General features: G+C 64.0%; 28 protein-coding genes. 17 read left to right on the forward strand and 11 right to left on the reverse strand.

Features of this window, described 5'->3' with window-relative positions:
* Positions 1-17: 17 nt before the first annotated feature.
* Complete coding sequence (carA, locus tag DH08_RS29805; protein WP_246801049.1) at positions 18-1,235, reverse strand: glutamine-hydrolyzing carbamoyl-phosphate synthase small subunit; 1,218 nt, start codon at positions 1,233-1,235, stop codon at positions 18-20.
* Between the two features lie 261 nt (positions 1,236-1,496).
* On the opposite strand from carA, the gene DH08_RS29810 reads away from it, so the two are divergent.
* The gene (locus DH08_RS29810; protein ID WP_192182875.1) at positions 1,497-1,946 is read left to right on the forward strand and encodes a GatB/YqeY domain-containing protein; all 450 of its coding nucleotides are present in this window, start codon (positions 1,497-1,499) and stop codon (positions 1,944-1,946) included.
* Between the two features lie 55 nt (positions 1,947-2,001).
* Positions 2,002-2,559: a GNAT family N-acetyltransferase gene (locus DH08_RS29815; RefSeq protein ID WP_192182842.1), complete on the forward strand. Its 558-nt coding sequence runs from the start codon at positions 2,002-2,004 to the stop codon at positions 2,557-2,559.
* A gap of 7 nt (positions 2,560-2,566) precedes the next feature.
* Here DH08_RS29815 and DH08_RS29820 read toward each other — a convergent pair whose 3' ends face one another.
* Together DH08_RS29820 and DH08_RS29825 are read right to left on the reverse strand one after the other, a co-directional pair.
* Entirely contained in the window at positions 2,567-3,748 is a 1,182-nt protein-coding gene (locus DH08_RS29820) for an MFS transporter (protein ID WP_192182843.1), read from the reverse strand.
* Between the two features lie 159 nt (positions 3,749-3,907).
* Positions 3,908-5,569: a Na/Pi symporter gene (locus tag DH08_RS29825; protein WP_192182844.1), complete on the reverse strand. Its 1,662-nt coding sequence runs from the start codon at positions 5,567-5,569 to the stop codon at positions 3,908-3,910.
* Positions 5,570-5,958: 389 nt separating this feature from the next.
* Here DH08_RS29825 and DH08_RS29830 point away from each other — a divergent pair, with 389 nt between their 5' ends.
* From DH08_RS29830 to DH08_RS29855, 6 genes are all read left to right on the forward strand, one after another.
* Positions 5,959-6,330 (forward strand): RcnB family protein, encoded by a 372-nt coding sequence (locus tag DH08_RS29830; protein WP_192182845.1) that lies wholly within the window; start codon positions 5,959-5,961, stop codon positions 6,328-6,330.
* A gap of 136 nt (positions 6,331-6,466) precedes the next feature.
* The gene (dnaG, locus tag DH08_RS29835; protein WP_192182846.1) at positions 6,467-8,425 is read left to right on the forward strand and encodes a DNA primase; all 1,959 of its coding nucleotides are present in this window, start codon (positions 6,467-6,469) and stop codon (positions 8,423-8,425) included.
* Between the two features lie 363 nt (positions 8,426-8,788).
* Positions 8,789-10,816: an RNA polymerase sigma factor RpoD gene (gene rpoD / locus DH08_RS29840; RefSeq protein WP_192182847.1), complete on the forward strand. Its 2,028-nt coding sequence runs from the start codon at positions 8,789-8,791 to the stop codon at positions 10,814-10,816.
* Between the two features lie 116 nt (positions 10,817-10,932).
* Positions 10,933-11,418, forward strand: a complete 486-nt coding sequence (locus DH08_RS29845; protein ID WP_192182848.1) for a hypothetical protein — start codon at positions 10,933-10,935, stop codon at positions 11,416-11,418.
* Positions 11,419-11,597: 179 nt separating this feature from the next.
* A complete protein-coding gene (locus DH08_RS29850) occupies positions 11,598-11,891 on the forward strand; it encodes a GYD domain-containing protein (RefSeq protein WP_192182849.1) in 294 nt (97 codons plus the stop codon).
* Between the two features lie 133 nt (positions 11,892-12,024).
* Positions 12,025-12,393, forward strand: coding sequence for a thiol-disulfide oxidoreductase DCC family protein (locus tag DH08_RS29855; RefSeq protein ID WP_192182850.1), 369 nt, complete (start codon positions 12,025-12,027; stop codon positions 12,391-12,393).
* Between the two features lie 78 nt (positions 12,394-12,471).
* On the opposite strand, the gene DH08_RS29860 is transcribed toward DH08_RS29855, so the two are convergent.
* Positions 12,472-12,729 carry a DUF2798 domain-containing protein gene (locus tag DH08_RS29860; RefSeq protein ID WP_192182851.1) on the reverse strand — a complete coding sequence of 86 codons (258 nt, stop codon included), beginning with the start codon at positions 12,727-12,729 and terminating at the stop codon, positions 12,472-12,474.
* A 273-nt stretch (positions 12,730-13,002) separates the two neighbouring features.
* Here DH08_RS29860 and DH08_RS29865 point away from each other — a divergent pair, with 273 nt between their 5' ends.
* On the forward strand, positions 13,003-13,671 hold the full coding sequence (locus tag DH08_RS29865) for a PadR family transcriptional regulator (RefSeq protein WP_192182852.1): 669 nt from the start codon (positions 13,003-13,005) through the stop codon (positions 13,669-13,671).
* 95 nt (positions 13,672-13,766) lie between these two features.
* Here the strand turns inward: DH08_RS29865 and DH08_RS29870 are convergent, their stop codons facing one another.
* Both DH08_RS29870 and DH08_RS29875 read right to left on the reverse strand, forming a co-directional pair.
* Entirely contained in the window at positions 13,767-14,027 is a 261-nt protein-coding gene (locus DH08_RS29870; RefSeq protein ID WP_006200022.1) for a YiaA/YiaB family inner membrane protein, read from the reverse strand.
* 59 nt (positions 14,028-14,086) lie between these two features.
* Complete coding sequence (locus tag DH08_RS29875; RefSeq protein WP_192182853.1) at positions 14,087-14,764, reverse strand: PspA/IM30 family protein; 678 nt, start codon at positions 14,762-14,764, stop codon at positions 14,087-14,089.
* Positions 14,765-14,928: 164 nt separating this feature from the next.
* On the opposite strand from DH08_RS29875, the gene DH08_RS29880 reads away from it, so the two are divergent.
* Positions 14,929-15,570 (forward strand): TetR/AcrR family transcriptional regulator, encoded by a 642-nt coding sequence (locus tag DH08_RS29880; protein ID WP_192182854.1) that lies wholly within the window; start codon positions 14,929-14,931, stop codon positions 15,568-15,570.
* A 59-nt stretch (positions 15,571-15,629) separates the two neighbouring features.
* Positions 15,630-15,923 carry an HlyU family transcriptional regulator gene (locus DH08_RS29885; RefSeq protein WP_192182855.1) on the forward strand — a complete coding sequence of 98 codons (294 nt, stop codon included), beginning with the start codon at positions 15,630-15,632 and terminating at the stop codon, positions 15,921-15,923.
* A gap of 93 nt (positions 15,924-16,016) precedes the next feature.
* Here the strand turns inward: DH08_RS29885 and DH08_RS29890 are convergent, their stop codons facing one another.
* Positions 16,017-16,652, reverse strand: coding sequence for an FMN-dependent NADH-azoreductase (locus tag DH08_RS29890; RefSeq protein ID WP_192182856.1), 636 nt, complete (start codon positions 16,650-16,652; stop codon positions 16,017-16,019).
* Positions 16,653-16,760: 108 nt separating this feature from the next.
* On the opposite strand from DH08_RS29890, the gene DH08_RS29895 reads away from it, so the two are divergent.
* Entirely contained in the window at positions 16,761-17,720 is a 960-nt protein-coding gene (locus tag DH08_RS29895) for a LysR family transcriptional regulator (protein ID WP_192182857.1), read from the forward strand.
* 40 nt (positions 17,721-17,760) lie between these two features.
* Here DH08_RS29895 and DH08_RS29900 read toward each other — a convergent pair whose 3' ends face one another.
* On the reverse strand, positions 17,761-18,369 hold the full coding sequence (locus tag DH08_RS29900) for a TetR/AcrR family transcriptional regulator (protein WP_192182858.1): 609 nt from the start codon (positions 18,367-18,369) through the stop codon (positions 17,761-17,763).
* A gap of 66 nt (positions 18,370-18,435) precedes the next feature.
* On the opposite strand from DH08_RS29900, the gene DH08_RS29905 reads away from it, so the two are divergent.
* Both DH08_RS29905 and DH08_RS29910 read left to right on the forward strand, forming a co-directional pair.
* On the forward strand, positions 18,436-18,861 hold the full coding sequence (locus DH08_RS29905; RefSeq protein WP_192182859.1) for a VOC family protein: 426 nt from the start codon (positions 18,436-18,438) through the stop codon (positions 18,859-18,861).
* 54 nt (positions 18,862-18,915) lie between these two features.
* A complete protein-coding gene (locus DH08_RS29910; RefSeq protein WP_246801050.1) occupies positions 18,916-19,869 on the forward strand; it encodes an arginase family protein in 954 nt (317 codons plus the stop codon).
* Between the two features lie 3 nt (positions 19,870-19,872).
* On the opposite strand, the gene DH08_RS29915 is transcribed toward DH08_RS29910, so the two are convergent.
* Positions 19,873-20,823 (reverse strand): S1C family serine protease, encoded by a 951-nt coding sequence (locus tag DH08_RS29915; RefSeq protein ID WP_192182860.1) that lies wholly within the window; start codon positions 20,821-20,823, stop codon positions 19,873-19,875.
* A gap of 168 nt (positions 20,824-20,991) precedes the next feature.
* Between DH08_RS29915 and DH08_RS29920 the strand changes: the two genes are divergently transcribed.
* The 3 genes from DH08_RS29920 to DH08_RS29930 all read left to right on the forward strand — a co-directional run bounded on the left by DH08_RS29920 (position 20,992) and on the right by DH08_RS29930 (position 23,644).
* A complete protein-coding gene (locus tag DH08_RS29920) occupies positions 20,992-21,864 on the forward strand; it encodes a S1C family serine protease (protein ID WP_192182861.1) in 873 nt (290 codons plus the stop codon).
* A gap of 8 nt (positions 21,865-21,872) precedes the next feature.
* Positions 21,873-22,526 (forward strand): helix-turn-helix transcriptional regulator, encoded by a 654-nt coding sequence (locus tag DH08_RS29925; RefSeq protein ID WP_192182862.1) that lies wholly within the window; start codon positions 21,873-21,875, stop codon positions 22,524-22,526.
* 251 nt (positions 22,527-22,777) lie between these two features.
* Positions 22,778-23,644 carry an SDR family oxidoreductase gene (locus DH08_RS29930; protein ID WP_192182863.1) on the forward strand — a complete coding sequence of 289 codons (867 nt, stop codon included), beginning with the start codon at positions 22,778-22,780 and terminating at the stop codon, positions 23,642-23,644.
* Between the two features lie 16 nt (positions 23,645-23,660).
* Here the strand turns inward: DH08_RS29930 and DH08_RS29935 are convergent, their stop codons facing one another.
* Positions 23,661-24,176, reverse strand: coding sequence for a TIGR00645 family protein (locus DH08_RS29935; RefSeq protein ID WP_192182864.1), 516 nt, complete (start codon positions 24,174-24,176; stop codon positions 23,661-23,663).
* A 319-nt stretch (positions 24,177-24,495) separates the two neighbouring features.
* Positions 24,496-26,646, reverse strand: a complete 2,151-nt coding sequence (locus tag DH08_RS29940) for an OmpA family protein (protein ID WP_192182865.1) — start codon at positions 26,644-26,646, stop codon at positions 24,496-24,498.
* Positions 26,647-26,874 lie beyond the last annotated feature (228 nt).

The following is a 26,874-nucleotide window of genomic DNA, read 5'->3' on the forward strand; positions in this document are numbered from 1 at the left end:
AGGCGGCGCGTCCGGCTTTAAGCGCGTTCAGCCAGCAATTCCTCACCACGCTTTTCGCGGATCAGATTGACGAAGCGACGGAACAGATAGTGCGAGTCCTGCGGGCCGGGCGAGGCCTCGGGGTGATGCTGTACCGAGAACACGGGACGGCCGGTCAACGCGATGCCGCAGTTGGAACCGTCGAACAGCGAGACGTGGGTCTCCTCGACGCCATCGGGCAGCGAGTCGGCGTCGACGGCAAAGCCGTGGTTCATCGAGACGATCTCGACCTTGCCCGTGGTGTGGTCCTTGACCGGATGGTTGGCGCCGTGGTGGCCCTGATGCATCTTGGCGGTCTTGCCGCCGAGCGCCAGAGCCAGCATCTGGTGGCCGAGGCAGATGCCGAACACCGGGATGTCGGTCTTGAGCAAGTCCCGGATCACCGGTACGGCGTAGTCGCCAGTGGCTTCCGGGTCGCCGGGGCCATTGGAGAGGAAGATGCCGTCGGGCTGCATGGCGAGGATTTCTTCGGCGTCGGTCTTTGCCGGTACCACGGTGACCTTGGCGCAGAGACCCGCGAGCAGGCGCAGGATGTTGCGCTTGACGCCGTAGTCGATGGCGACGACATGCAGGGAGGGCTCCTCCTGCTCACCAAAGCCTTCATTCCAGACCCAGGGTGTCTCGCGCCAGACCGAGGATTGGCCTGACGTGACTTCCTTGGCGAGGTCGAGCCCGATCAGGCCCGACCAGGCGGCGGCGCGGCGCTTCAAATCGTCGAGGTCGAAGACACCGTCGGGCGCATGCGCGATAACGGCGTTGGGCATGCCCTTTTCGCGGATCAGCGCGGTCAGCGCACGCGTGTCGATGCCCGACAGGGCGACGATGCCGCGCTTCTTCAGCCATTGGTCGAGGTGGCCGGCGGCGCGGTAGTTGGACGGGTTGGTGACATCGGCCTTGAACACGGCGCCGACGGCGCCGGCGCGGGCAACCGGATTGAGGTCCTCGATGTCCTCGTCATTGGTGCCGATATTGCCGATATGCGGGAAGGTGAAGGTGACGATCTGGCCGGCATAGGACGGGTCGGTGAGGATTTCCTGGTAGCCGGTCAGCGCCGTGTTGAAGCAGACCTCGGCGACGGCGGAACCCGTGGCGCCCAGGCCGCGGCCCTCGATGACGGTGCCGTCGGCCAGCACCAAAAGGCCGGTCGGCTTCTCGGTGGCCCAAGCGGGGGTAGACGCGGCGGTCATCGTCGCCATGGCGGCACTCCTAAAGGCTGCTTGCGGATTGTCCTGCGCAGCAAACGGCGCGGCAGCGATTTCTCGAGCCTCCGCGCATCAATTCATGTCTTATGCAAGGCCGACTACATAGGGGAAGGCGCCAGAACGGTCAATGATACAGCCAGTGACCGGCATCGATTTATTTCGTCTAACAATATCAGTGGTTTGCTCGCTCCTTCGGGATTTGCCTTGTGCTTTCGGCGGGGTTATGGTCCGCGCCGATCGAAGGAGAAGAGCATCATGCGTGGCAAAATCGCCGAATCCCTCAAGAGCGCGATGAAGGCGCAGGACAAGCACCGGCTGCCGACGCTGCGGCTGATTCAGGCCGCCATCCACGACCGCGACATCGCCAATCGCGGCGCCGGCAAGGAGCCGGCGAGCGACGAAGAGATCCTGCAGATCCTGGCCAAGATGGTGAAGCAGCGCGAAGAATCGGCCAAGGCCTTCGAAGACGGCAAGCGGCCCGAGCTTGCCGCGCAGGAGCGCGGCGAGATGGAGATCATCCGCGGCTTCCTGCCGACGCAGTTGGACGATACCGCAGTGACGGCCGCGGCGCGCGAAGCGATCGCGGCGACGGGGGCCGCCAGCCAGAAGGACATGGGCAAGGTGATTGCCGCGCTCAAGCAAAAATACGCCGGCCAGATGGATTTCGGCAAAGCGAGCGGCATCGTCAAAGGCCTGCTGCAGTAAGAGGGTCTCTGCCTCCTACGCCCAGTTTGCGAGCCGGGCGCGATAGTCTGTCGTCATGATCGAAATCGTCAAACCCGCGCTTAAATATCTGGCGTCCTACAAGGCCGCACTTGAGCGCGGCTGGTCGCCGGACAATGTGCGGCTTGAGGAAGCCACGCGCGAGCAACTTGCGGCCATCGAGCAGGATCCTGCGGCCTTCCTCGCCGACCTCGATGATCCCGAGGGCAAGGGGCCGTCGATCACTCTGCCCGACGGCAGGAAGGTGCCGCGCCTGCCGGGATTCCGGCGCTGGATCTGGGACGGCGAAGCCGCGGGCTCGATCGGCTTTCGCTGGCAACCCGGCACAGCGGCGCTGCCGCCGCATGTGCTCGGCCATATCGGCTATGCCGTGGTGCCGTGGAAGCGCGGGCGTGGCTACGCGACCGAAGCGGTGCGGCTGATGCTGGACGAGGCGAGGGCGGTCGGCCTGCCTTATGTGGAAATCACCGCCAAGCCGCACAATCCGGCGTCGCATAAGGTGATCCTGACCAATGGCGGCAAGCTCGTCGGCCGCTTCTTCGAGGATGCCGCCTATGGCGGCGCTGAGAGCTTGCGGTTCCGGATCGATTTGTAGGCAGGCCCTATTCGGCGGCGGCCGGCAGTGGCGGGGTTGCCCGGCTGCGTCCTTCCCAGACATAGGAGGCCAGCGCCACCGCCACTGCTACCAGCATGGCCATGGCGCCAACCACCGGCAAGGTTCGATAGCCGTAGCCGGCGTTGAGCATGGCGGCGCCAAGCGACGCGGCAAGCGCAATGCCGACGTTGAAGCCGGAGGGGATGAGCGAGGAGGCGAGGTTCGATGCATCCGCCGTCCAGGCCAGGATACGGGTCTGGATCGGCGTGCCGATGGAGAAGTTGAGGCCGCCCCAGATGACGATCGCAACGATCATCGGCAGCGGATAGGGGCTGACGACATAGATCACCGCGAGCGTGACCGCCTGTAGACAGAGCAAGGTGATGAGCGACGGCATCAGCTTCCAGTCGGAGAGCTTGCCGCCGACGAAGACGCCGATCGTGGCGCCGACGCCATTGAGCAGAAGCACCCAGGGCACCAGGTTCTTGTCGAGGCCGGTAACTTCAAGCAACGTCGGGGTGATGTAGGTGAACAGGGTGAACTGGCCGATCATCAGCATCAGCATCAGGATGAGCGAGGTCCAGACCTGCTGGCGTGCCAGCACGCGCACCTCACGGGTAAAGCCTGCCTGCTGGTTCGATGTGCCTGCCGTGCGCGGCAAAAGCGCCAGCATGGCCAAGGTCGCCACTACCCCAAGAGCGCACATCACCCAGAAGGTGGCGCGCCAGCCCCACAGAGTGCCGATTGCCGTGCCAGCCGGCACGCCGATGACGTTGGAGACGGTGAGGCCGGACAAGATGACCGCCACGGCCATGCCGCGCTTGTCCTCGGGGACAAGGCCGACCGCGACCACCATGGCGACACCGAAATAGGCGCCATGCGCCACGGCGACCGCAATGCGCAAAAGCAGCATGGAAGCAAAGTCGGGCGCCAGCGCGCAGGCTGCCTGGCCGATGGTGAAGGCTATCGAAAGGCCGAGCAACAGGGCCTTGCGCGAAAAGCTCTTAGTGGCGAGCGTCAGCAGTGGGCCGCCAATCGCGATGCCGCAGGCGTAGCCGGAGACGAGGTAGCCCGAGGTGGGGATGGACACGCTCAAGCCGTCGGCGACCTGCGGCAGCACGCCGGCAATGACGAATTCCGTGGTGCCGAAGGCGAAGGCGGCAAAAAACAGGGCGAATAGAGGAAGCATGGCGCGGCAAGCAATCCCAGGATGAGTTGGCCTCAAACCACGGATGAACGCTGCCGGCAATGCAGAAATTGTCGACGCCGCTTTAGCTTTTCTTGACCGGGAAGTGGCGCGGAGGTGAAGCGGCGATCTCCTCGAAGGGAGATCGGCAGTTTCAACGCCTCAACTCGCCTTGAGCCGCGAGCCGCCGAGCAGGCCGCGTTCCTCCAGCACCGGGTAGGCCATGGACGCCAGCAGCGAGTTGATCTGCTTGAGGTCGCGGATGGTGTCGAGGTGGATGGAACTGGTCTCGACGCTCTTGGCGGTGCCGTCGCGCAGCCGCAGGAAATGGCTGGCGCTGGTTTCCTTCTCGCGGTCGCGCAGGCGGTCCTTTTCCAGGACAAGCTGGCGCGCTGTCTCGGCATCGCGCGACACCAGCACGTTGAAGGCAAGCCTGGCATTGGCGAGCACCGAGGCGTGGAAGGCACAAAGTTCGCGCCAGCCTTCAGGCGTGAACTCCAGGCCGCGCTCGAGCTTCTTCCTGACATGCACCAGCATGTTGCGCACGATGATGTCGCCGACCTGCTCCAGCTTGACGCAGGCGCCGATCAGTTCCTGGCAGCGCAGCGCCTCGTCTTCGGAGAGCGGGTTCTTGGTGACCTTGGCCAGATAGAGCTTTATCGCCGCATGCTTCTTGTCGACGCGATCGTCGAGTGCCGCCAGCGCCTTGATCTTGTCGGCGTCGGCGCTCTCATAGAGCTCAATGATGCGCTTCAGCATGATCTCGACCGTCTCGCAGACCCGCACCACCTCGCGTGTGGCATTGGCCAGCGCCTGGCTCGGGGTATCGAGAGCGCTTTCGTTCAGAGCGGACAGTTCGATGGCGTCGAGCGCGGCCGGCTCCGACTTGGTGCCGAGCGCCACGATCTTCTCCGAAGCGCGGTAGACGAGACCGGCCAATGGCAGGCCGGCGAGCAGGATCAACACGTTGAACAGGATGTGGGCGTGGACGATCTGGTCGGGCACGCTGGTGCCGAGGAAGGCGACCGGCGGCTTGAAGGTCAGGAACAGGATCAGCATGACCAGCGAGCCCATGCCGCGCATCAGGAGATTGCCGATCGGCACGACACGCACGCCGGGCTCGGCATTGCGGGTCAGCAGCGGCGCAATGATCGAGGAGCCGAGATTGACGCCGAGCACCAGCACGATGCCAAGCTCGGGCGGGATGAAGCCGCGGCCGGCCAGCGTGACCATCAACAGCACGGCGGCGATCGAGGAATGGAACAGCCAGGTGATCAATGCCGCCAGAAGATAGGCGGTGACCGGATCGCCGGAGAAGTAGTTGACGATGACCGGCATCAGCGTGCTCTGGCGCAGCGGTTCCGATGCCTGGCCTATCATTTCCAGCGACAGGATCAGCAGGCCGATGCCGATCAGGATGCGGCCGAACTGGCGCCAGTCACGCCGCTCGGTGGCCATGAACATGACGGTGCCGGCGACCAGGCAGACCGGCACCAGCAGCGACAGGTCGAAGGTGAGCAGCTTGACCACCAGCGCCGAGCCGATCTCGGCGCCGCGCACTGCCAATTGGCCGGACATGCCAGAGACGATGCCGGCCCCGGCGAAGGAGCCGACGAGCAAGGTGACGGCGGTGGAGCTTTGCAGCGCGATCGACAGGCCGCAGCCGGCAAGCACCGCCATCAGCGGATTGCGCATGGTGGCGCGCAGCCGGTGGCGCAGCACGTCGCCATAGGCACGCTCGACACCCGTTTTCACCAGGCGGGTGGCGAACAGCATCAGCGCCACCGCGCCGGCAAGATGCAAAAGGACGACCGAACCGCTCACGCTCAGCCTCGCAATCCAAGAGACGCGCGCGGCGCGGGGGCCATGCCGTCGAAGAGGTCAAGAAGGGCACGAATCATGGGCATTGTAAGGGTCGAGCATACTCTGATTGCATTTAGCCGGATAATAAATTTCGCACCGTTCGGCCGGCTGCTGGCGCGCGACAGGGTGTGTCGGAAATGGATGGATGGCAGATTGGTTGCATGGCCAGCCGGCGCCAGGACAGCGGTGCTGCCTGGCTCCCGCATTTGTTTCCAACCAAGTCTAAGAGCGACGTTGAATTAGATCATCTAAATATTGGAAATCATTACAGAAACGTAACCTTAGCGTTCAGTTTCGGTTCATCCTTGGCGCCCTATTGCTTGGGCATCGACAACCAAGGAGTACCTGTCATGAAACGTCTCGTTCTTTCCGCTGTCGCCGCCTCGATGCTGGCCGCTACGTCCTTCTCGGGCCATGCCGCGCCGCTCAACGCGCCCGTCGCGCCGCAGTCGAACTACAGCCAGGTCGACTGGCAGAAGCCCGACAGGCATGTCGTGAAAAAGAGGGTCGTGGTGAGGAAGAAGGTCGTTGTGGTGAAGCGGAACCATTGGCGCAACGGCCAGAGGTATTCGAGCTGGAAGCGCCACCAGGCGATCCGCGACTACGGCCGCTATGGCCTGCGTCGTCCAGGCCCCGGCCAGGAGTGGATCCGCGTCGGCAACGACTATGTGCTGGTCAGTATCCTGTCGGGTATCGTCTTCGGCGCCATCGCCGCCCACTGATCCATCTCGAATCGTGTCGCAGGAAGGCGGCCGGCGACGGCCGCCTTCTTTTTGCCCTGTGGAAACCGGGCATCGTCCGCATTAGGGGTCGTCGGACTTCGCGGGCATGGCTATATGAGGGGGAAACGAGTTCCCCATGCGCTTTCCGCCCGCCTTCCTCGACGAGATCCGCGACCGCGTGCCGATTTCTTCGGTGATCGGCCAGCGCGTCGCGTGGGACAGGAAGAAGACCAACGCGCCGCGCGGCGACTATTGGGCCTGCTGCCCGTTCCATGGCGAGAAGAGCCCGTCCTTCCACTGCGAGGACAAGAAGGGCCGCTACCATTGTTTCGGCTGCTCGGTGTCGGGCGATCACTTCAAGTTCCTGACCGAGCTCGACGGGATGAGTTTTCCCGAAGCGGTCGAGAAGATCGCCGACATGGCCGGCGTGCCGATGCCGGTGCGCGACGAACAGGAGGAACGGCGCGAAAAGGAACGCGCCAGCCTGACCGACGTCATGGAGATGGCGACCACCTTCTTCCAGGAGCGGCTGCAGGGACCGGAAGGCGCAAAGGCGCGCGCCTATCTGCGTGAGCGCGGACTGACATCGGCGACGCAGCAATCGTTCCGCCTCGGCTATGCGCCGGACAGCCGCAACGCGCTGAAGGAGCATCTTGCCGCCAGGGGCGTTCCAAAAGCCGATATCGAGGCTTGCGGGCTGGTGCGCCATGGCGACGACATCCCGGTCTCCTATGACTGGTTCCGCGACCGCATCATGTTCCCGATCCCCGACGCCAGAGGCAAGATCATCGCCTTTGGCGGGCGGGCGCTGGCGGCGGATGCGCTGGCCAAATACATGAATTCGCCCGACACGGAGCTCTTCCACAAGGGCAACGTGCTCTACAATTTCGCCCGTGCCCGCAAGGCTCTGGCCAAGGGCGGCACGGTCATTGCCGTCGAAGGCTATATGGACGTGATCGCGTTGGCGCAGGCCGGCTTCGAAAACGTCGTGGCGCCGCTCGGCACCGCGCTTACCGAGAACCAGCTCGAGCTGTTGTGGCGCATGGCCGGCGAGCCAATCTTATGCTTCGACGGTGACCAGGCTGGGCTGAAGGCGGCGTGGCGCGCCGCCGATCTGGCGCTGCCGGCGGTCCAGCCGGGACGCTCGGCGCGTTTTGCGCTGCTGCCCGAAGGCAAGGATCCCGACGATCTGGTCAAGGCCGAAGGTGCGGACGCCTTCCGCGTCGTGCTCGCGGAAGCGCGGCCGCTCGCCGATCTGCTGTGGATGCGCGAGACGTCAAGCGGTGTCTTCGACACGCCGGAACGGCGGGGGGGGGTGGGAAAAAGGGCGGAATTGGAAAAGACGCTGCGCGAGCTGACCAGCCGCATCCGCGACGAAAGCCTGCGATATCACTACCAACAGGAAATGCGCGAGCGGGTGCTAAGCTTCTTCGGTGCCCAGCGCGGCGCCCGGCAAGGTCATCAGGGCGGCCGGCCCGGCGAGCGCGGCAAGGGTGCGGGGTCGGGCGGGCAGTTCGCGCGGGGCAATAGCGGCGGACGCACCGCGATCACTGAAAGCCTCGGACGTTCGGCGCTGGTCAAGCGCGGCGCCGAGGGCATGTCGGTGCGCGAGGCGACGATCATCGTGGCGCTGATCAACCATCCGTCGCTGATCGACGAGAACTTTGCCCATGTCGAATTCCTCGATCTCGCCAACACCGACCTGAAGCGGCTGCACGCCGCCATCCTCGATGCGATGGCGCATGACATGGCCAACGACCGCAACGCTGTCATCGCCACAGTCGAACGGGCCGGCTGCGGCGACATCTGGGAGCGCGCTGTGGCGCTGATCAAGCGCGCGCGGCAATGGCCGGCGCTGGAAACCGCCGCCCTCGAGGATGCCCGCGACGCCTTCAACCAGGCACTGCACTTGCAGCGCAGCGCGCGCACCTTACATAGGGAGCTGAAACAGGCGCAGGCAGCGCTCGATCAGGATCCGTCGGACGAAAACTTCCGGCATCTGGTCGAGATTCAGGCGCAATTCAACGATGTGCAAGCAACGGAAGCGCTGATCGAAGGGTTCGGCGTGTCCTCGGGCAGGGCGGGTCGCGTATAGGTGGAATCCTGCGCCAAGAATGAAGTGGGAATGTGCCGCGCGTCGTTTAGACGCCCCTAAGTCGGGTAATTGATTCGCTTTTTTCATGCGAATCATGCGAGAGGCGCTTGACCTTCTGGCAGAATGGCGGAATCAGGACGATTCGAAACGTTAACCCGTGCCCGGCGTCGACGGGAAATGAGCGATGTGAGGTACTGGTCACTGGACAGGCGGCAGGCCTGCCACAGATACCAGGGTTAATCTGGACTTAACGAGAGATGCGGTTACTGGCCCGGTGACGTGCGTTTGAAGCGAGCGCATCCGATTTGACCGGCGCGGCAGCTTACGCGGTTTCGATACAGAGCCGCTTGGAGACGATAAAGAATGGCGACAAAGGAAAAGGAAGAGGTCGAGACCGAACGTGAAGGCGCCACTGATGGCCCGCTGCTCGACCTTTCCGACGATGCTGTCAAGAAGATGATCAAAGCCGCCAAGAAGCGCGGCTATGTCACCATGGACGAGCTGAATTCGGTGCTGCCCTCGGAGGAAGTGACCTCCGAGCAGATCGAGGACACGATGGCCATGCTTTCCGACATGGGCATCAACGTGGTCGAGGACGACGAGCAGGGCGAAGAGTCCGAGGCCGCCGACACCAGCGCCGATGCCGAGGAAGACGCCAACGAACTGGCCGAGCAGACCGGTACGGCGGTTGCCACCACGACCACCAAGAAAGAGCCGACCGATCGCACCGACGATCCGGTCCGCATGTATCTGCGCGAGATGGGCTCGGTCGAGCTTTTGTCGCGCGAGGGCGAAATCGCCATCGCCAAGCGCATCGAGGCGGGCCGCGAGACGATGATCGCGGGCCTCTGCGAAAGCCCGCTGACCTTCCAGGCCATCATCATCTGGCGCGACGAGCTCAACGAATCGAAGATCCTGCTGCGCGAGATCATCGATCTCGAGGCGACCTATGCCGGCCCGGAGGCCAAGCAGGCGCCGGTGGTCGAGCGCATCGAGGAAGCCCCCAAGGTCGAGGACAAGCCGCGCCGCGCCAGCCGCGAGGACGAGGACGACATCACCAATGTCGGCGGCGACACCCGCGGCCTGACGGACGACGACGAGGAAGACGAGGACGAGGCGAGCCTGTCGCTGGCGGCGATGGAAGCGGAACTGCGTCCGCAGGTGATGGAGACGCTCGACGTCATCGCCGACACCTACAAGAAGCTGAGGAAGCTGCAGGACCAGCAGGTCGAGAACCGGCTGGCCGCCGCCGGCACGCTGTCGCCCAGCCAGGACCGCCGGCTGAAGGAGCTGAAGGACCAGCTGATCAAGGCGGTGAAGTCGCTGTCGCTCAACACGGCGCGTATCGAGGCGCTGGTCGAGCAGCTCTACGACATCAACAAGCGGCTGGTGCAGAACGAAGGCAAGCTTTTGCGGCTCGCCGAAAGCTATGGCGTGCGCCGCGAAGAATTTCTCAAGGAGTACCAGGGCTCCGAGCTCGACCCGAACTGGACGCGCTCGATCGCCAATTTGACGTCGCGCGGCTGGAAGGAATTCACCAAGAACGAGAAGGACGCGATCCGCGACCTGCGCGCCGAGATCCAGCATCTGGCCACCGAAACGGCGATCTCGATCCTGGAATTCCGCAAGATCGTCAACCAGGTGCAGAAGGGCGAGCGTGAAGCGGCGATCGCCAAGAAGGAAATGGTCGAGGCCAATCTGCGCCTCGTCATCTCCATCGCCAAGAAGTACACCAATCGCGGCCTGCAGTTCCTCGACCTGATCCAGGAAGGCAATATCGGCCTGATGAAGGCGGTCGACAAATTCGAGTATCGCCGCGGCTACAAGTTCTCGACCTATGCGACGTGGTGGATCCGGCAGGCGATCACCCGTTCGATCGCCGACCAGGCGCGCACCATCCGCATTCCGGTGCATATGATCGAGACGATCAACAAGATCGTGCGCACCTCGCGCCAGATGCTGCACGAGATCGGCCGCGAGCCGACGCCGGAGGAACTGGCCGAAAAGCTCGCCATGCCGCTCGAAAAAGTGCGCAAGGTGCTCAAGATCGCCAAGGAGCCGATCTCGCTCGAAACGCCGGTCGGCGACGAGGAGGATTCGCATCTCGGTGACTTCATCGAGGACAAGATGGCAATCCTGCCGATCGACGCGGCGATCCAGGCCAATCTGCGCGAGACGACGACGCGCGTGCTGGCCTCGCTGACGCCGCGCGAGGAGCGCGTGCTCCGCATGCGCTTCGGCATCGGCATGAACACCGACCACACGCTGGAGGAAGTAGGCCAGCAGTTCTCGGTCACCCGCGAGCGTATCCGCCAGATCGAAGCCAAGGCGCTGCGCAAGCTCAAGCACCCGAGCCGGAGCCGGAAGCTGCGCAGCTTCCTCGACAGTTAGGCTACGCTTTCGTGGGGGAGGGAACAGAGAGACGGTCATTACGCCGCCTCCTCCCACGGGTCATCGTTTTCAGCCTGGCCGGTCTTACCATTCACCTATGGGCTCTTTTTGGAGCAATGATTTTCGGTCATTCTTTTGTGCCGTCGCAAGCTTATGTGAGCGACCACGATATGATCGCGAAATGGATAGCCATACCGGCTGGCTGCATAATTTTCGTTCTTTGCTGCCGAAAGTTTGCAAAGGACTTCGATGCCCCGCAGGTGTCCGTCAAGACCCTCATCCTCTCTGGCTTTAGCGTTGTTGTGTTGCCTTTCTTTTTCGGAGTTTTTATCCGTGCAACTGTCCTGACTGCATATCCGCTTTGGCTTGCGGCACTGATGGGGAAGCATACGCAACTCGAATTTTCCGTCAGTGAAACGGCGGGTTGGTCCTACCGCTGTCCGAATCGAGTCAGTCTGGCGGGCATGCCCATGATGACCGGCACTCTATGCGGTATCTCGGACGACTTTCGTAATACACTTCATCAGGGCACTCGGGTCGTGTTGACCGGGCGCGGCACGGCGGACGGGCTTTTTGCGGCCGGAATAGATGTTGTTCACTAACTAAGGGCGCCTCCGGCGCCCTTTTTCATTGGGCCGAGGGTTCCACCGCTCTTGCCCGTGACGGCCGCCGGGAGGATAGTTTCGATGTCGGATGCATGTTCTGGGCGATAACCCGGATGCCCGCCCCGGCGGAGGTCACGACCTGCCGCCGTGCTCCGTGGCCCGGACGGAGGTGTGCCATGACGACTTACATCGTGCTTATCAACTGGACCGAGCAGGGCGCAAAGAATGTGCGCGACTCCCCGAAGCGGCTGGACGCCGCCAAGAAGCTCTTGGGGGACATGGGCGGATCGTTCAAGGCGTTTTATCTCACCATGGGCGAATGTGACATGGTGGCGATTGTCGAAGCCCCCGATGACGCGGTGCTCGCTCGTTTCGCGCTGATGCTGGCGACCGGAGGCAACGTCAAGACACGGACGCTGAAGGCCTTCCCGGAATTCGCCTATCGCGAGATCATCTCCTCGCTTGGATAGGCGCCATGGCGGAAAAGGTTCGGACCGACAAGTCCGGAGCATTTTCGTTCGCGCGCAACCAAACGGGCGCCGTCTTGACGACGCCCGTTCGTCCGTGGTCCTTCGCTTGCGTTGCGAACCGAATGCCGGGGCCATGCTGACCGTCTGGTACAACACACGCTGCCCTGTCTGCGATGCCGGCATTTCCAGGCAGAAACGGCGGCTGATCGAGGCGGTCAAATCAGGCCGGATCGAGTTCCGCGACATCAATCTCGAACCGGCGGCGCTTTCCGGGTATGGGGCGTCGCTCGAAGATATCCGCCGTCGGCTGCATGCTACCGACGCCGACGGCAGATTGCTGGTCGGTGCCGATGTCGCGATTGCCGTCTGGAAGGCGACGCCGGGCGAGGGCTGGCTGGCGACGCTGTTCGGCAATCCCGTCCTCCTGCCGCTGACGCGCTTGGCCTATGATCGTTTCGCCGACCTCCTCTACGCCTGGAACCGGCGCAAGGGCCGCTGGTAACCGGCGCGTTGCCGGCAAGCTCGCGATGGCTGCGTGGGAGGAACGGCCCGGATTGCCTCCGGGCCTCGCCGTTGTCATCTATCGGGCCGCAGGCTCGCACAGCCAGCCGACGATGCGGCGCACCACCGGCAGCACGAGGAGCAGCGTCGGAAACGCCACCAGCCAGGAGAGGCCCCATGCGGTCAGCCAGATGGCCGGCAGGTCGGGGTGGACGCCAAGGCTCTTCAGCGTCGAGATGAACGAGACGATGAAGGTCATCAGCAGCGACAGCATCAGCGGGCTGACGACAGCGGCGTAGCGCGCAGGCAGCTTCCTGCGCGGGATTTTCAGGGTCATTTCTGGATTTTCCTTGAAGTGTCCGGTCTGTCGCATCGGCATCCGTTCGCCGCTTTTCGGCGCAACTGCCCGGAAAGACCGGGGATGGATGCGTTGCTTGACGTCAGACGCTTACGGAGCGGTCGTCGACCCTCGTCCGCCTTCTAGCCGCCGCTCCCGGCGAAATCAATCCGGCTGGCGACGTTTTCAGATACATCGTAAGATATATCTTGACTCGGCGGAGGCGCGCACTTAATTAAGATATATCGTAAGACATAACTCATGGAGTAAATTATGCACAGACATCATCAATTTGGCGAGCATCCGTTGCGCGCTTTCATGCACATGGCCGGCAAGTTCGGCGGCGGTCGTGGCGGCGGCTTCGGCCCATTCGGCCACGGTGGTCGTGGCGGCGGCCGCGGCGGACCGGGCGACATGTTCCGCGCCGGGCGCATGCTGGCCGACGGCGATCTCAAGCTGATCACGCTGTCGCTGCTGGCCGAGGCGCCGCGCCACGGCTACGACATCATCAAGGCGCTGGAAGAGCGCACCAGCGGCGTCTACAGCCCGAGCCCGGGCGTGGTCTATCCGACGCTGACCTTCCTGGAAGAGGCCGGCTATGCCACCTCCTCGGCGGAAGGCAACAAGAAGGTGTTTTCGATCACCGAGGCGGGTCAGGCGCATCTCGAGGAAAACCGCGAGATGATCGACCATGTGCTCGACCATCTCGAGCGCTTCGGTCGCAAGATGGCCAAGGCGCGCGACTGGTTCGGCTGGAACGACGACGGCGAGGAGGGCGGCCGCCGAGGCCGCCACGAAAAGCGCGACGCGTTCCGCGCCGTACGCCACCGCATGCGCGCCGCGCTCAGCGACATCGTCGATGCGCCTGAAGACACGCAGGCCCAGGCGATGAGCATCCTGCAAGATGCCGCCGAAGCTCTCGAGGCGCTGTCGCGCCGCTGAAGGCGTTAGCTTCTCCATCGCCGCAAGCGAAAAAAGCCCGGAGAGATCCGGGCTTTTTCATTTGGTCTGGTGAGTTCAGGAATGTGCGGCAGGCATCATTCCTTGCCGACATATTCGCTGATCAGCTTTTCATTGCGCGCCTTTTCGATCTTGGCGGTCATTTCGGCCGAAAGGCGCTCGTCGGTGCGGTACTTGACCAGGTTCACCAGGCTGCCAGTGAGGAGCAGGATGCCCATGCCCCAGTAGCCTTTGGTCGACAGGTCGACCGGGGCCAGCCACAGCGACAGGCCGAGCATGAAGTAGGCGGCGCCGACCGAGATGCTGTTGAACATGATGTAGGTCTGATTGGCGTTCATAGTCTATCTCCGTTTGGTTGGTGAAGAATCGGGATTGGTGAGGAATCGGCTTTGGTGGATCAGTGGGTGGATTTCAGACGGTCGAGCACATCTTGTGCCCGCACCTTGGTCGAGGAGCCGTGGCCGGCGTCCTCCAGCCTGCCGCGAATGGCTTCCTGGCTGAGACCTGCATCGATCTCGTCCAGAATGCTTGCCTCTTCGAACGGATCGCTGCGCTCCCTGATGCGGGCCAGCAGCGCCTCGGCCTCGTTGAGGCTCGCCGTCCGGCCGATGGACCGGTTCAGCCGACGCTGCGCCTTCTGTTCGGCGTCTATGGCGCGAGCCGAGATCATGCCCTGGTTGAGGTCGACGATGCGCCGGTGCGCCTGTTCCAGCGACATGCGCATACGCAAGGTCTTTTCCACCAGGCTGCGCACGGTGGCACGGCGGACCTCGCGTTCGTTCTCCAGTTCGGCGATGGCGCCGGCGCCATCGCGGGCGAGGGGCTCGTTGGCGGCGGCAAGGGCGCTGCGGGTGCGCTCCTCCAGATCGGCGATGCGGCGGTCGAGTTGGTCGAGGCTGGCCTGTTCGGCCCGCTGACGCACGATCAGCGAGGCGAGTGTCTGCTTGGCGGAAGCGAGGCCGGCTTCGGCATCGCGGATGCGCTGGGCGAGAAGATCGACAGCGAACTGGTCCTTCAGCCGGTCCTCGGCCTTGGCGCTGGCGCCGTCCAGCAATGTCCTGATAAGACTGAGCATTTGTTTGTTCCTCCGGTTATGAACGTTGTTCACAAATGCACTGTAGCAGAAAATGAACAGTGTTCAAGAAGAATTTTGAACGCTGTTCATCAACGCTGGATCATGGTAAACACGGCAGCCTTGCCGCCTTGGGCACGGGTTGACAGGATTTACGGAGAGCAGGTTTGGCACTGGACAAGGAAGAGATGAGCGAGCGTGTCATCGCCATCGCCGAAGATCTGATCGAGGCGGGCGGGGCGGAGAACCTGAAGGCCAGGACCATCGCCACGCAGGCCGGGATCGCCGTCGGCTCCATCTACAATCTGTTCCGCGACATCGACGATCTACACCGCGCGGTGAACATGCGGCTGCTCGGTCGGCTGGGCGACGCCGGTGCCTCGGCGATGGCCGAGCTGCAGGAAGCCGGCGTGACCGATACGCGCCAACGCCTGCTGGCGCTGGCGCGCGCCTATGCCGGGTTCGTCGCGGCGCATCCGGCGAGTTGGCCGGCCTTGCTCGCCTTCAATCGTCGTCAGCTGCCGCATGCGGAGCCGGATGCCTACGAGGCGCGGCTCAGCGCCTTGCTGCAGATCATCGCCAGGGTGCTTGCCGATGGCCGCTTCGGCCTCGACGAAAGCCGGCTGCGGATCGCCGCCCGAACCTTGTGGTCAAGCGTGCATGGCATCGTGACCAGCGGCTATGCAGCCAATTCCGCAGGACGGCAGGCCGATGAAACCTGGGAGCAGGTCGAGCTGCTGGTCGCCGTCTTCATCAAGGGGCTGGAACGCGGCGGGACATTCGATCATGCTGAGACAGCACCGTCGTGAATCGTGACGGTCGGCGCCGGCGATGCCTTGGCGCCGGGGCGAAAGTGGAGATTTGAACCATGTCTTTTCTGAAACGACTTTTCGGCGGTGGCGGCGGTGATGCAGGCGAGCCAAAGAGCGCCGCGCCGGCAAAGCAGGTCGAGCACAAGGGCTTCCTGATCAGCGCCACGCCCTACAAGGCCGAGGGCCAGTACCAGACCTGCGGCGTGGTTTCGAAGGAAGTCGACGGCGTGTTGAAGGAACACAAATTCATCCGCGCCGACCGCTTCGCCGGGCTCGACGACGCCATCGACATCTCGATCAAGAAAGGCATCCAGCTGGTCGATGAGCAGGGCGAGAGGATGTTCGGGTAAGACCTGCTGATTGCAGGTCCTGTTTCGGAACACAAAAAGGCAGGCGCCGTGCTGGCGCCTGCCCTTTGTTTTCGACCAAGGATGGCGTGCGCGTTACGCCGCGACACGCTCACCTGCGGCCGCCGCCACCACGGCGTCGACCTTGGCGGTCGCCTTTGCCAGAGCCGCGGTCACAGCATCGGCGCCCATGGCGACGCCTTCGATGCGGATGACGTCGACATCGGTCATGCCGATGAAGCCGAGCACGCTGCGCAGATAAGGGATGGCGTGATCGAACTGCACGGCCGCACCTTCGGAATAGATGCCGCCGGAGGCCAGCACGATATAGACCTTCTTGCCGGTGACGAGGCCCTTGGGGCCGTTCTCGCCATAGGAAAAGCTCTTGCCGGAGCGGGCAACGTGATCGACCCAGGACTTCAGCGTCGAGGAGATGTTGAAGTTGATGAAGCCGGTGGCGAGGATCACCGTGTCGGCGGCAAACAGTTCGTCCAGCACGGCGTCGGAAACGCCGACGACTTCCGCCTGGCGCGGGGTGCGGGATTCAGCCGGCGTATAGATGCCGGTCGAGTAGTCGGCGTCGATGTGCGGCAGCGGGTTGGCGACGAGGTCGCGCACGACCAGCGTGTTCGAAGGATCGGCGGCGACGAGTTTTTCGGCGAATTCGGTGGCGATGCGGGTCGAGTGCGAGGCGGCGCCGCGCGGGCTCGAGGTGACAAGAAGGATGGACATGGGGCTCTCCAGAGTTGGAATGAATTGTCCCGCCAGATATGGGACTATCGACCCATTCGAAAAACTGGTATATTTTATATATGATCCATCTATAAATTGGATATGGCGATGCAGCCCAATCCGACACTCGACCAGCTTCAGATTTTTGTGACGGTCGCCGAAACCGGCAGTTTCTCGGCCGCCGGCCGCAAGCTCAACCGGGCGCAGTCCGTCATCAGCTACGGCATCGCCAATCTCGAGGCGCAGCTCGGCCTGAAACTGTTCGAGCGCGAGGGCACGCGCGAGCCGCAACTGACCGAAATCGGCCGGGCGATGCTGGAGGATGCGCGGCGCATGACCGGTGTGCTGCAGCGCATCCGCTCGCGCGTCGACGGACACCATCAGGGGCTGGAGGCCGAAGTGGCGCTGTCGGTCGATGCGGCGCTGCCCTCACCGGTTCTGGTGCGGGTGCTGAAGGCGTTCGAGGCGCAGTTTCCGACCGTGATGCTGCGCCTGCATATCGGCACGCTTGGCCTGATCCCCGATCATGTCGTCAGCGGGCAGGCCGATCTCGGTGTTGGCGGCCTGCTGGGCGAGGTCGACGTCCACCTTGTGCGCATCGGCTTCATGTCGATCGTGCTGGCTGCCGCGCCCAGCCACCCGCTGGCGCTGCTGCCGAAGCCTGTGGCCATCGAGGATGTGCGCGAACACATCCAGCTCGTCGTCACCGACCAGTCGGAGCGCACCAAGGGGCGCGACTTTGGCGTCTTCGCCTACCGCACCTGGCGGCTGACGGACCTGCGCACCAAGCATATGCTGATGCGCGAGGGGCTGGGCTGGGGCGGGCTGCCGCGCTGGCTGATCGCCGACGATCTGGCGAGCGGCCGGTTGGTGGAAATCGATCTGGAGCCGTTCAGCGAGGTGCGCTCGCCGCTGTTTGCCATGCATCGCAGCGACCGCAGCCCGAAGCCGGTGGCTGCCTGGCTGATCGACCAGTTCAAGCGCCAGCTCGGCTGCTTCAACGAGTTCGAGCCGGGCCAGGTGCTTACAGCGCCGCGCGTCACTGAGGACGCGCAAAGGACGCTGTAGCACTTTGATTTTGCGCATGATCCTTTCCGAACCTCGGGGGTCATGCGCGACGAGGAGCCGCCGGAGACAGCCCATCGATAAGTGCGACGAGGACGGCCCGATGGTCTTCGATCGAGCCTCCTGCCTCGATGGCAAGGGCTGCACGGTCGAAGGCGGCGGCAAGCAGCGCGGTCAGTGCATCCACCGGTAATCTTGTCACCGCCTGGTCGCGCATCGCCGCCACGAGGCCCTCGCGCAGCGAGCGATTGCCGTGCCGGTTGTCGATCTCGTCCATGCCGGCGCGGCCGAGCACGGCCGGCCCGTCGAGCAGCAGCAGCCGGGTGCGGCCAGGGGCGCGCATGGCGGCGAGATAGGCGTCCGAGCCGGCAATCAGCGCATCGCGGGCAAACAGCGACGGCGGCGAGGCGCGATCGACCTCCGCTGCGACGGCCTCCGCCTCCTGTTCGACGACGGCGGCAAACAGCGCTTGCTTGTCGGCAAAGTGATGGTAGAGCGCGCCGCGCGTGACGCCGGCGGCCGCGACGATCTCGGGTGTTCCGGTCTCGGCATAGGGTTTTTCAATGAACAGTTTTCGCGCCGCTGCGATCAGGTCGGCGCGCGTCGCTTCGGTTCGATCACGGTTGGAGCGGCGCGCGATTTCTCGTTGCATACATGCAGCCTGTATGTTATTGCAATTTACATGCAGACTGTATGTTATCTGATGGGAGAAGGAAAGATGAAGACAACGAGCTATTACCCGGTGCTGATGACGGGCGACGTGGCTGGAACGAAAGCCTTCTATGTCGAGCACTTCCGCTTCAAACCGCTGTTCGAAAGCGATTGGTATGTGCATCTGCAGTCGACCGAGGATCGCCGCGTCAATCTCGGTATCGTCCAGGGCGACCACGAGACGATACCCGAGGAAGGGCGAGGGCGGACGTCGGGCCTGCTGATCAATTTCGAGGTCAGGGATCCGGACGCGGTCTATGAACGGCTCCTTGCCGCCGGCCTGCCGATCCTGTGCAGCCTGCGCGACGAACCCTTCGGCCAGCGCCATTTCATCACCAAGGACCCCAACGGCGTGCTGATCGATGTGATCAAGCCGATCCCGCTCAGCCCCGAGTTCCAGGCGCAATTCGCGGAGGGCGCGGTGGGCGCCTGAACGATGGCAGGAAATGTCGGCAGCGGCTCCGGCCGCTGTGGCCGGAGCCACACCATGCGGTCTATGCTGGATCGTATCGAAGACTGGTCCTGCCGCATGCGTGATATCTGCCTTATTCGTGCGCCTTCCAATCTCGGCCTCCGGCCCTTGCAGCCGGGCCATGTGCCCGGCACCTGGCGTGCGCCGCAGGCGTTGAGCGAAGCCGGGCTCATCGAGGTGCTGGCGCCGGGGCGGGTGGTCGATCTCGATAGACCCGCCTACAGCACCGAGCCGCAACCGGGCACAAGGCTGCGCAACGGTCCGGCGATCCGTCGCTTCAATCTCGACCTTGCCGAGATCGTCGCCGGTGCGCTTGGGCAAGGCGAGTTCCCACTGATCATCGGCGGCGATTGTTCGCTCCTGCTTGGCACGCTGGCGGCCGCGCGGCGCTCGGGCGCAGTCGCACTGGTCCATGTCGATGGCCACAGCGATTTCCGCCATCCCGGCAACTACGATGTCAATGCCTCACTCGGCTCGGCCGCCGGCATGGACCTGGCGTTTGCCACCGGACGCGGCGAGGCCTTGCTGGCGGAATGGCCAGGTGTTGTCGGTCCGCTCGTCGCCGACGAGGCGGTGGTGCAGATCGGCGAACGTGAGAGCCGCGATGCCGATTTTGCCTGGCCCGACATCAACTCGACCGAGATCACGCGCATCGATGTGTTTGCTGCGCGGGAACAGGGCGCGGCTGGAGTGTTGGAAAAGACAAGGGCGACGCTGGCGCGCGCCGATTGCTCTTACTGGCTGCATCTCGATGTCGATGTGCTCGACCAGACGGTGATGCCGGCAGTGGATTCGCCCGGCAGCCCCGGCATCGACCCCGACGAACTCGTTGCCATCCTGTCGGCGCTGGCAGCGGACCAGCGCTGCATCGGCATGGACATGACGATCTACGATCCCGATCTCGACCCGAGCGGCGATCTGGCGCGGTTGCTGGTGTCGCTGATCGGGCGGATGCTCAAGCAGCGATAGGCGTCAGCTGGCCCTTGCCACCGGAGTCACCGCGACCTGGCTGATGCCGGTCCGACGCACCACCGTGCACAGCGTTTCGCGGCCGATGCGCTCGGCGTCGAGCATACGCACGAGATCGTCGACACCGATGATCGGACGGCCGTCGATGGCGGCGATGATGTCGCCTTCCTTCAGGCCTGCCTTCGCCGCCGGGCCGTTCTTCTCGACGCTGCGCAGGCGCACGGCCGTATTGCTCGACACCTGCGACAGAAGAGCGGCGCGGCGCGGCAGGTTTGTCGTGTCGGCAGAGACACCGATGAAAGCGCGGCGTACGCGGCCGAAGCGGATGATCTCCGAAATGACGAAATTGGCGGTGTTGGAGGCAACCGCGAAGGCGATGCCTTGCGCGCCGTGGATCATGGCGGTGTTGACGCCGATCACTTCGCCGGCCGAAGACACCAGCGGCCCGCCCGAATTGCCGGGGTTGAGTGCTGCGTCGGTCTGGATGACGTCGTCGATCAGCCGGCCGGTGGAGGCGCGCATCGAGCGGCCGAGCGCCGAGACGACACCGGAGGTGACGGTCCATTCGAAGCCGAGCGGATTGCCGATGGCGATCGCAATCTGGCCGCGTCGCAGACGCTTGGAATCGCCCAGTGGCGCGACATCGGCAAAGCTGCCGTCGGCGCGCACCAGCGCGATGTCGGTGTCGGGGTCGCGGCCGAGCACACGGCCTTCGCGCGAGGCGCCGTCCGGCATCGACACGCGCACCGTCTTCGCGTCGCCGACGACGTGGAAGTTGGTGACGACCAGCCCGTCCTGGGCAATGACGAAGCCGGAGCCATGGCCGCCCTGACCGCCGATGCGCTCGATGCGACAGACGGCCGGGCCGATGCGGTCGACGGCGTCGGCGACGGTCGTCGAATAGGCATCGAGAAGCGTGTCGTCGGATCGCAGTTTCTGGGCGGGCAGGGCCATTTCGGGGCTCCGTGTCATCAGGCATCAGGATGACTATATGTGCGGAGCGGCCTGTTCGGCCGCGACCTGACCAGATGGCCAGTCACACCGGCAACTAGCCGTCAGGCGAGTACCAACCCTCGCGCAAGGCAGCGATATCTGGGACATGAGAAACCCAGGAGACCAATCATGAGCGATTTCAATCTGAGCGCGTTTTCCGATGCCATCGCCGATGTCGCGGCAACCGCAGCGCCGGCCATGGCGAGCCTCGCCACGCATCACGGTCGCACGGCCAGTGCCTTCCACTGGCGCGACGGCTATTTCGTCACCGCCGAGGAGGTCGTGGAGGCAGGTGAGGAGATCGAGCTGAAGCTGGCTTCCGGCGAGAGGGTGAAGGCGGAACTGGTCGGGCGCGATCCTTCGACCGGCGTTGCGCTGCTGAAACCTGCCGAAGCGGTCAATGCCGCGCCGCTGGCCAAGGCGGATGCCGTGCGGCCGGGCAATCTGGCCATCACCGTCGGCAACAGCGAAGGTGCCGCACTTGCTGTGTTCGGGACGGTCGGCGAGGTCGGCCCGGCCTGGCGCTCGATGCGCGGCGGCACGATCGACCGGCGCATCAACCTCGCCGTCAATGCCGGCGGCCGTTTCGAGGGCGGCCCGGTGCTCGACGCCACGGGCGGGCTGATCGGCATGCTTTTGTTCGGACCCCGCCGGCGGGCATTGGTCATGCCCTATGAGACGATCGAGCGGGCGGTGTCGACGTTGCGCGAAAAGGGCCATGTCGCGCGCGGCTATCTCGGCGCCGGCCTGCATCCGATCCGCAATGGCGACGCGCATGGCGCGATGGTGATGAGCCTCGACGATAGCGGTCCGGCCAAGGCCGCCGGCCTCTATGTCGGCGACATCGTCGTCTCCTGGAACGGAGAGGCCGTGCATGGGCCGCGCGACCTGATCCGCAAGCTCGGGCCGGACAGCGCCGGTGCCTCGGTGACGCTCGGCGTGGTGCGTGGCGGTGAACAGCGTGATGTCGCGGTGACCATCGGCGAGAAGCCGCTGAGCTGAGAGGATCGATGGCGGACAGCGCAAGCCACAGCATCGCGAGACGCGACCTAGCGGGCCACCGCTTGACGGTGCTGATCGCGCTCGGCGATGCCGCGCACGCCGAACGGCTGTCGACCGCTCTCGCCGCGTCCGATGATCTGCTGCCGGTCATGGCCGGGAGCAACTCCAGTCTGACGGCGGATGTGGCTATCGTCGACGAGAGCGGTCTGGGGGGCGGCATCGACCTCGCGACACCTCGGGTGCTGCTGTCCCGTCGAGCCACCCAGGAGCGGGAGGCCGACAATTTGCTTGCCGTGCTGCCGGCGACGGCCGACGACCTGCTGATTGCCGCTGCCGTGCGGCTGGCGGCGGCGGGATACCGGATTTCGGGTGGAGGCCGTGCCTTGCCCGACCGGCATGACGATTTCGCTTTCCATGACGGCGATCTGTTCGACGAGGAACCGGCGGATGACAAAGTCGGCCGGCCGGCGCTGTCGCCGCGCGAGAGCGAAGTGCTGGCGCTGCTGGCAGAAGGCGCGCCCAACAAGGTGATCGCCAGGCGGCTGAACATTTCCGTGCACACGGCGAAGTTCCACGTCGCCGCGATCCTGATCAAGCTAGGCGCCGCCAACCGCACCGATGCCATCGCCATTGCCATGCGGCAGGGCCTGGTGCTGGTTTAGGGTCTGCTGATGCCGGCCTGCGAACGGCGAGTTTCTGCGCTTCCGGTGCTCACGTACCTCAAGTATGCTCCGCTCCGGTTCTCGGAACTCACCATTCTCGGCTCGGCCTGAATCTCAACAGACCCTGGTCCGGCTTCACCAGTTTCTCGACCCTACGCAGCGTAACCCTTGTCCGGCATGTTGGGCCTTGCGCTGCGGTTGCCCGCCGCGCAAAGGTTCGCACCTGTCGTGCTGCAAGGGAGGCGGAAAAAATGTCGCTCAAGGGAAAGACGCTGTTCATCTCCGGCGGGTCGCGCGGCATTGGCCTTGCGATTGCGCTGCGCGCAGCGCGCGACGGCGCCAATGTGACGATCGCCGCCAAGACCGCCGAGCCGCATCCGAAGCTGCCGGGTACGATCTATACGGCTGCCGAAGAGATCGAGCAGGCTGGCGGCCAAGCGCTACCCGTCTTGTGCGACATTCGGGAGGAGGCGCAAGTCGCCGACGCTGTCGCCAAGACCGTCGAAAAGTTCGGCGGCATCGACATCTGCGTCAACAATGCCAGCGCCATCCAGCTCACCGGCACGCTGGAGACCGACATAAAGCGCTACGATCTGATGCACCAGATCAACACGCGCGGCACGTTCCTGGTGTCCAAAATGTGCATTCCGCACCTGAAGTTGGCCAAAAATCCTCATATCCTGAATCTGGCGCCGCCGCTCGACATGAAGGCCAAATGGTTCAAGAGCCACGTTGCCTACACGATGGCCAAGTTCGGCATGTCGATGTGCACGCTGGGGATGAGTGCCGAGTTCGCCAGGGACGGCATCGGCGTCAACTCGCTGTGGCCGATCTCGACCATCGACACGGCGGCAGTGCGCAATCTGCTGGGTGGCGCCACGGTGGTGGCGATGAGCCGTTCGCCCGATATCATGGCCGATGCCGCGCATGCGATCTTCATGCGGCCGTCACGCGAGGCGACCGGCAATTTCTACATCGACGAGGAAGTGCTGCGCGCCGAGGGCGTCAGCGATTTTTCCGTCTATTCGCCCGGGGCGACGGGACCGCTCGCCGGCGACTTTTTTGTGCCGGACGAGGTGTTCGCCCGGACCGATACCAACATCAAAAGCATCTACTGACGGGCGCTGCGCGCCCTTATTCCTCGGCCTTCTTGCCTTTGCCCAAGCCCATCAGCCGGTCGATGTAGGCCAGCATGAAGGCCGACAGCACGAAGGCGAGGTGGATGATGGTCAGCCACATCAACTGATCGGTCGTATAGGAAACCGAGTTCAGGAAGACCTGCAGCAGGTGGATGGACGAGATGGCGACGATGGTCGAGGCGACCTTGACCTTCAGCGAGCCGACATCGATCGTGCCCAGCCAGTGCACCTCGCCGTCATTTTCATCGAAACGGCTGACGAAGTTCTCGTAGCCCGAGATGATCACCATCACCACCAGCGAGGCGACCAGTGCCGCGTCGATCAGGCCGAGCATCTTGAGGATGGTGTCGGTGTCGCCAAGCGTGAACGCCACGGTGACGAACTCGTAGAGTTTCTTGCCGAAGGACAAGGCATAGATGGCAAGTGCCAGACCTAGCCCGATATAAAACACGACCAGCAGCCAGCGCGTGGCGAGAATGATCGATTCGATGGCGAGTTCGAGACGTTTCATATTTGGTTCCGGTCTTTTTGGCACTGTCGTATTTCGGGCAGGCCGCCACGGTTTGCAAGGGCGGTTGTCGAGGGAAACAAAAACCCCGCCGGAGGGGACCGGCGGGGCTCATGTGTCCCGCTGGAGTCGGGACAGGGCAGGGAACGCCCTTCCGAAATCTGGGGTTGTCAATACGGCGATTCAATGATCTCCACCGAATCGCCGGCTACATTCTTCTTGAGTGTGCTCCTTCGCGAGCACGCCCATCCCAGCAAAACGGGATGGGCCTGCTCTTGCAATCGTGATTCCGGAAGCCGGTTCAGGCTTCTGGAATCATGCACTAATTCGCGCTGGCCACCGGCGCCACCAGCGAGGTGATGCGGCGGATGGCGACGCGGCGGTTCTCCCTGTTGGGGCCCGATGTGTCGACCTTGAGATACTCCTCGCCATAGCCCTGCGTCGTCAGGTTCTCCGGCGGGATGCCGAAGGCATTGGTGAGCGCCTCGGCGACCGCTTCGGCGCGCCGGTCGGACAGAGCAAGGTTCGCCTCCGGCGTGCCGACGGCATCGGTATGGCCTTCGATCAGGAAGGTTTCCGCCGGGTTCTTCTTCAACAGCTTCTCCATGGCGCTGGCGACGCCGTCGAGCTTCTGCACCTCGGTGTCGGAGATGGAGGCCGAGCCAAACTCGAAGTTCAGCGTGTCGAGATCGACTCGGCGGGCAATGTCACGCACGCGGGCCGAACGCTTGACCTCGTCGATCGAGTAGAGGCGCTGAACCCGCTCCACCGGCGGCTGTTCGAGGAAGGTGTAGTAGTCTTCCGGATCCTCGACATTCTCAGAGTCCAGGATGTACTCATCGCGCGAAATGGTGAGCCGCATTGGCGGCAGGTCGTCACCAGGATCGCGCCAGTCGCCATCATCCTCATAGTGCCGCTCGTCGATATAGCTCAGCACATATTCGCGCCCGTCCGGCGCAATGCGCGAGCGCTGGATGACGTCGCCGTAACGGTTGCGGATGGTGATGATGCGGACGCCGTTGTCACGCTCGACGATCTCCCGGGTGCGATCGCCCGACAGATCCTCATAGTACACATTCCTGGCGCCGCGGTGCATGCGCGGAGCGTCATTGCTTTCCACGATCGTCTGGTTGTTGAACTGGAGGATGACGCGGTCGCCGAGTTCCCTGACGACGTCGACGCCTTGCGGGCGCCGGCGGTCGCGCACGTTTTCATCGGGCGCACGCTCGACGCGTGTGCCTTTTTCTTCCGTCACCGGAACGATCTTTTCAGGCTGGATCGCCTGCTGGGCCGACTTGTCGTCGGTGGGCGGCGGTCCCTGGTCGACGGGGGCCGGCTTCGGGGCTTGCACCTGTTCGCCATTCTGCTGAGCGGGCTGGTTGGCCTGCTCGCCGCTCGCATTCTCGCCTCCCTGCTGGCCGTTCTTGCCCTTGCGCTTGCGCAGGACGTCCTTCTGGCTGTCGAGGATGGGGGCTGCGTCCTTGTCGGCCGGGGCTTCACCCTGGGCCGCATTTTCACCCTGGGCCGGCTGTTCGCCGGTCACGGGCTGCTGGCCATTTGCTGGTTGTTCGGCCGTCGACGGCTGTTCGCCGGCGGCCGGCTGCTCTCCCGTCACCGGCTGTTCGCCGACAGGCTTCTTGTCGCGCTTCCTCTTGCCCTGAGGCTGTTCGCCCTCGGCGGGTGCTGCCTGCTGCTCAGGCTGAAGCGGTTCGGCCTGCGGAACCGGCTCGCCGGCCGGCGCTGCCTTGTTGGCCGGCGCCTGCTCGGCGGGCGCGGCTTCGATCTGCTGATCCTGCTTGCGCTTCTTGCGCAGGGGCTGTTGGTTGTTGTCGTTTGCCGGGGCGGCCTGCTCGGCGGGCTGTTCGGCAGGTGCGGTCTCCTGCTGCTGCTGGTCGCGCTTTTTCCTGCGCGGCTTGATCGGCTGCTCTTCGTTTGCCGGGGCGGCCTGCTCGGCGGGCTGTTCGGCAGGCGCGGCCTCGATCTGCTGCTGCTGGTCGCGCTTCTTCCTGCGCGGCTTGACCGGCTGCTCTTCGTTTGCCGGGGCGGCCTGCTCGGCGGGCTGTTCGGCAGGTGCGGCCTCGATCTGCTGTTGCTGGTCGCGTTTCTTCCTGCGCGGCAACTGCTCCTCAGCGGCAGGCGCGGCCTGTTCGGCCGGAGCCTGTTCGGTCTGCAGCTGTTGATCACGCTTCTTCCTGCGCGGCTGCTGCTCCTGCTCGCCCTGCGCCGGCGCGGCCTGCTGTTCCGGTTCCTGCTTCTTGCGTTCAGGCTTCTGCTCCGGCTCCCCCTGCTGTTTCTGCGCGCAGGCCTCTGCCGATTCGCCTTCGGCACAGGCTGCTTGCGCCAGGATCAGCGGTGCGGTGTGCTGCAGAGTGCCGAAAGCGGCACTGTCCTGCAGCGGGTACGCGCCCAACGGCGCGGATGCCATTAGCAGGCCAATTGCTGTGCCTGCCAGAATCCGTGGTTGGCGTTTCATCTCAAATTCTCCTTATGGGGTCCCATCCCTGCCCAAACTTTCATCATCCGGATTTGGTTCCGGCTTGCGGGCATTACTGGCAACGAAAGACGATTGACCGGCCTTTTGAAGGCGACTTCGTGTTTTTCGTATGGTGCCGGCCGCATTTGCGGCCATCGCGCGGCACAAGCCGCTTTTGCGTCCATCGCGGCGCTTGACCTTGGCGTCGGTGAGGGCCACATCGGCACA

Source organism: Mesorhizobium amorphae (assembly GCF_014843845.1).
GTDB classification, from domain to species: domain Bacteria; phylum Pseudomonadota; class Alphaproteobacteria; order Rhizobiales; family Rhizobiaceae; genus Mesorhizobium; species Mesorhizobium amorphae_A.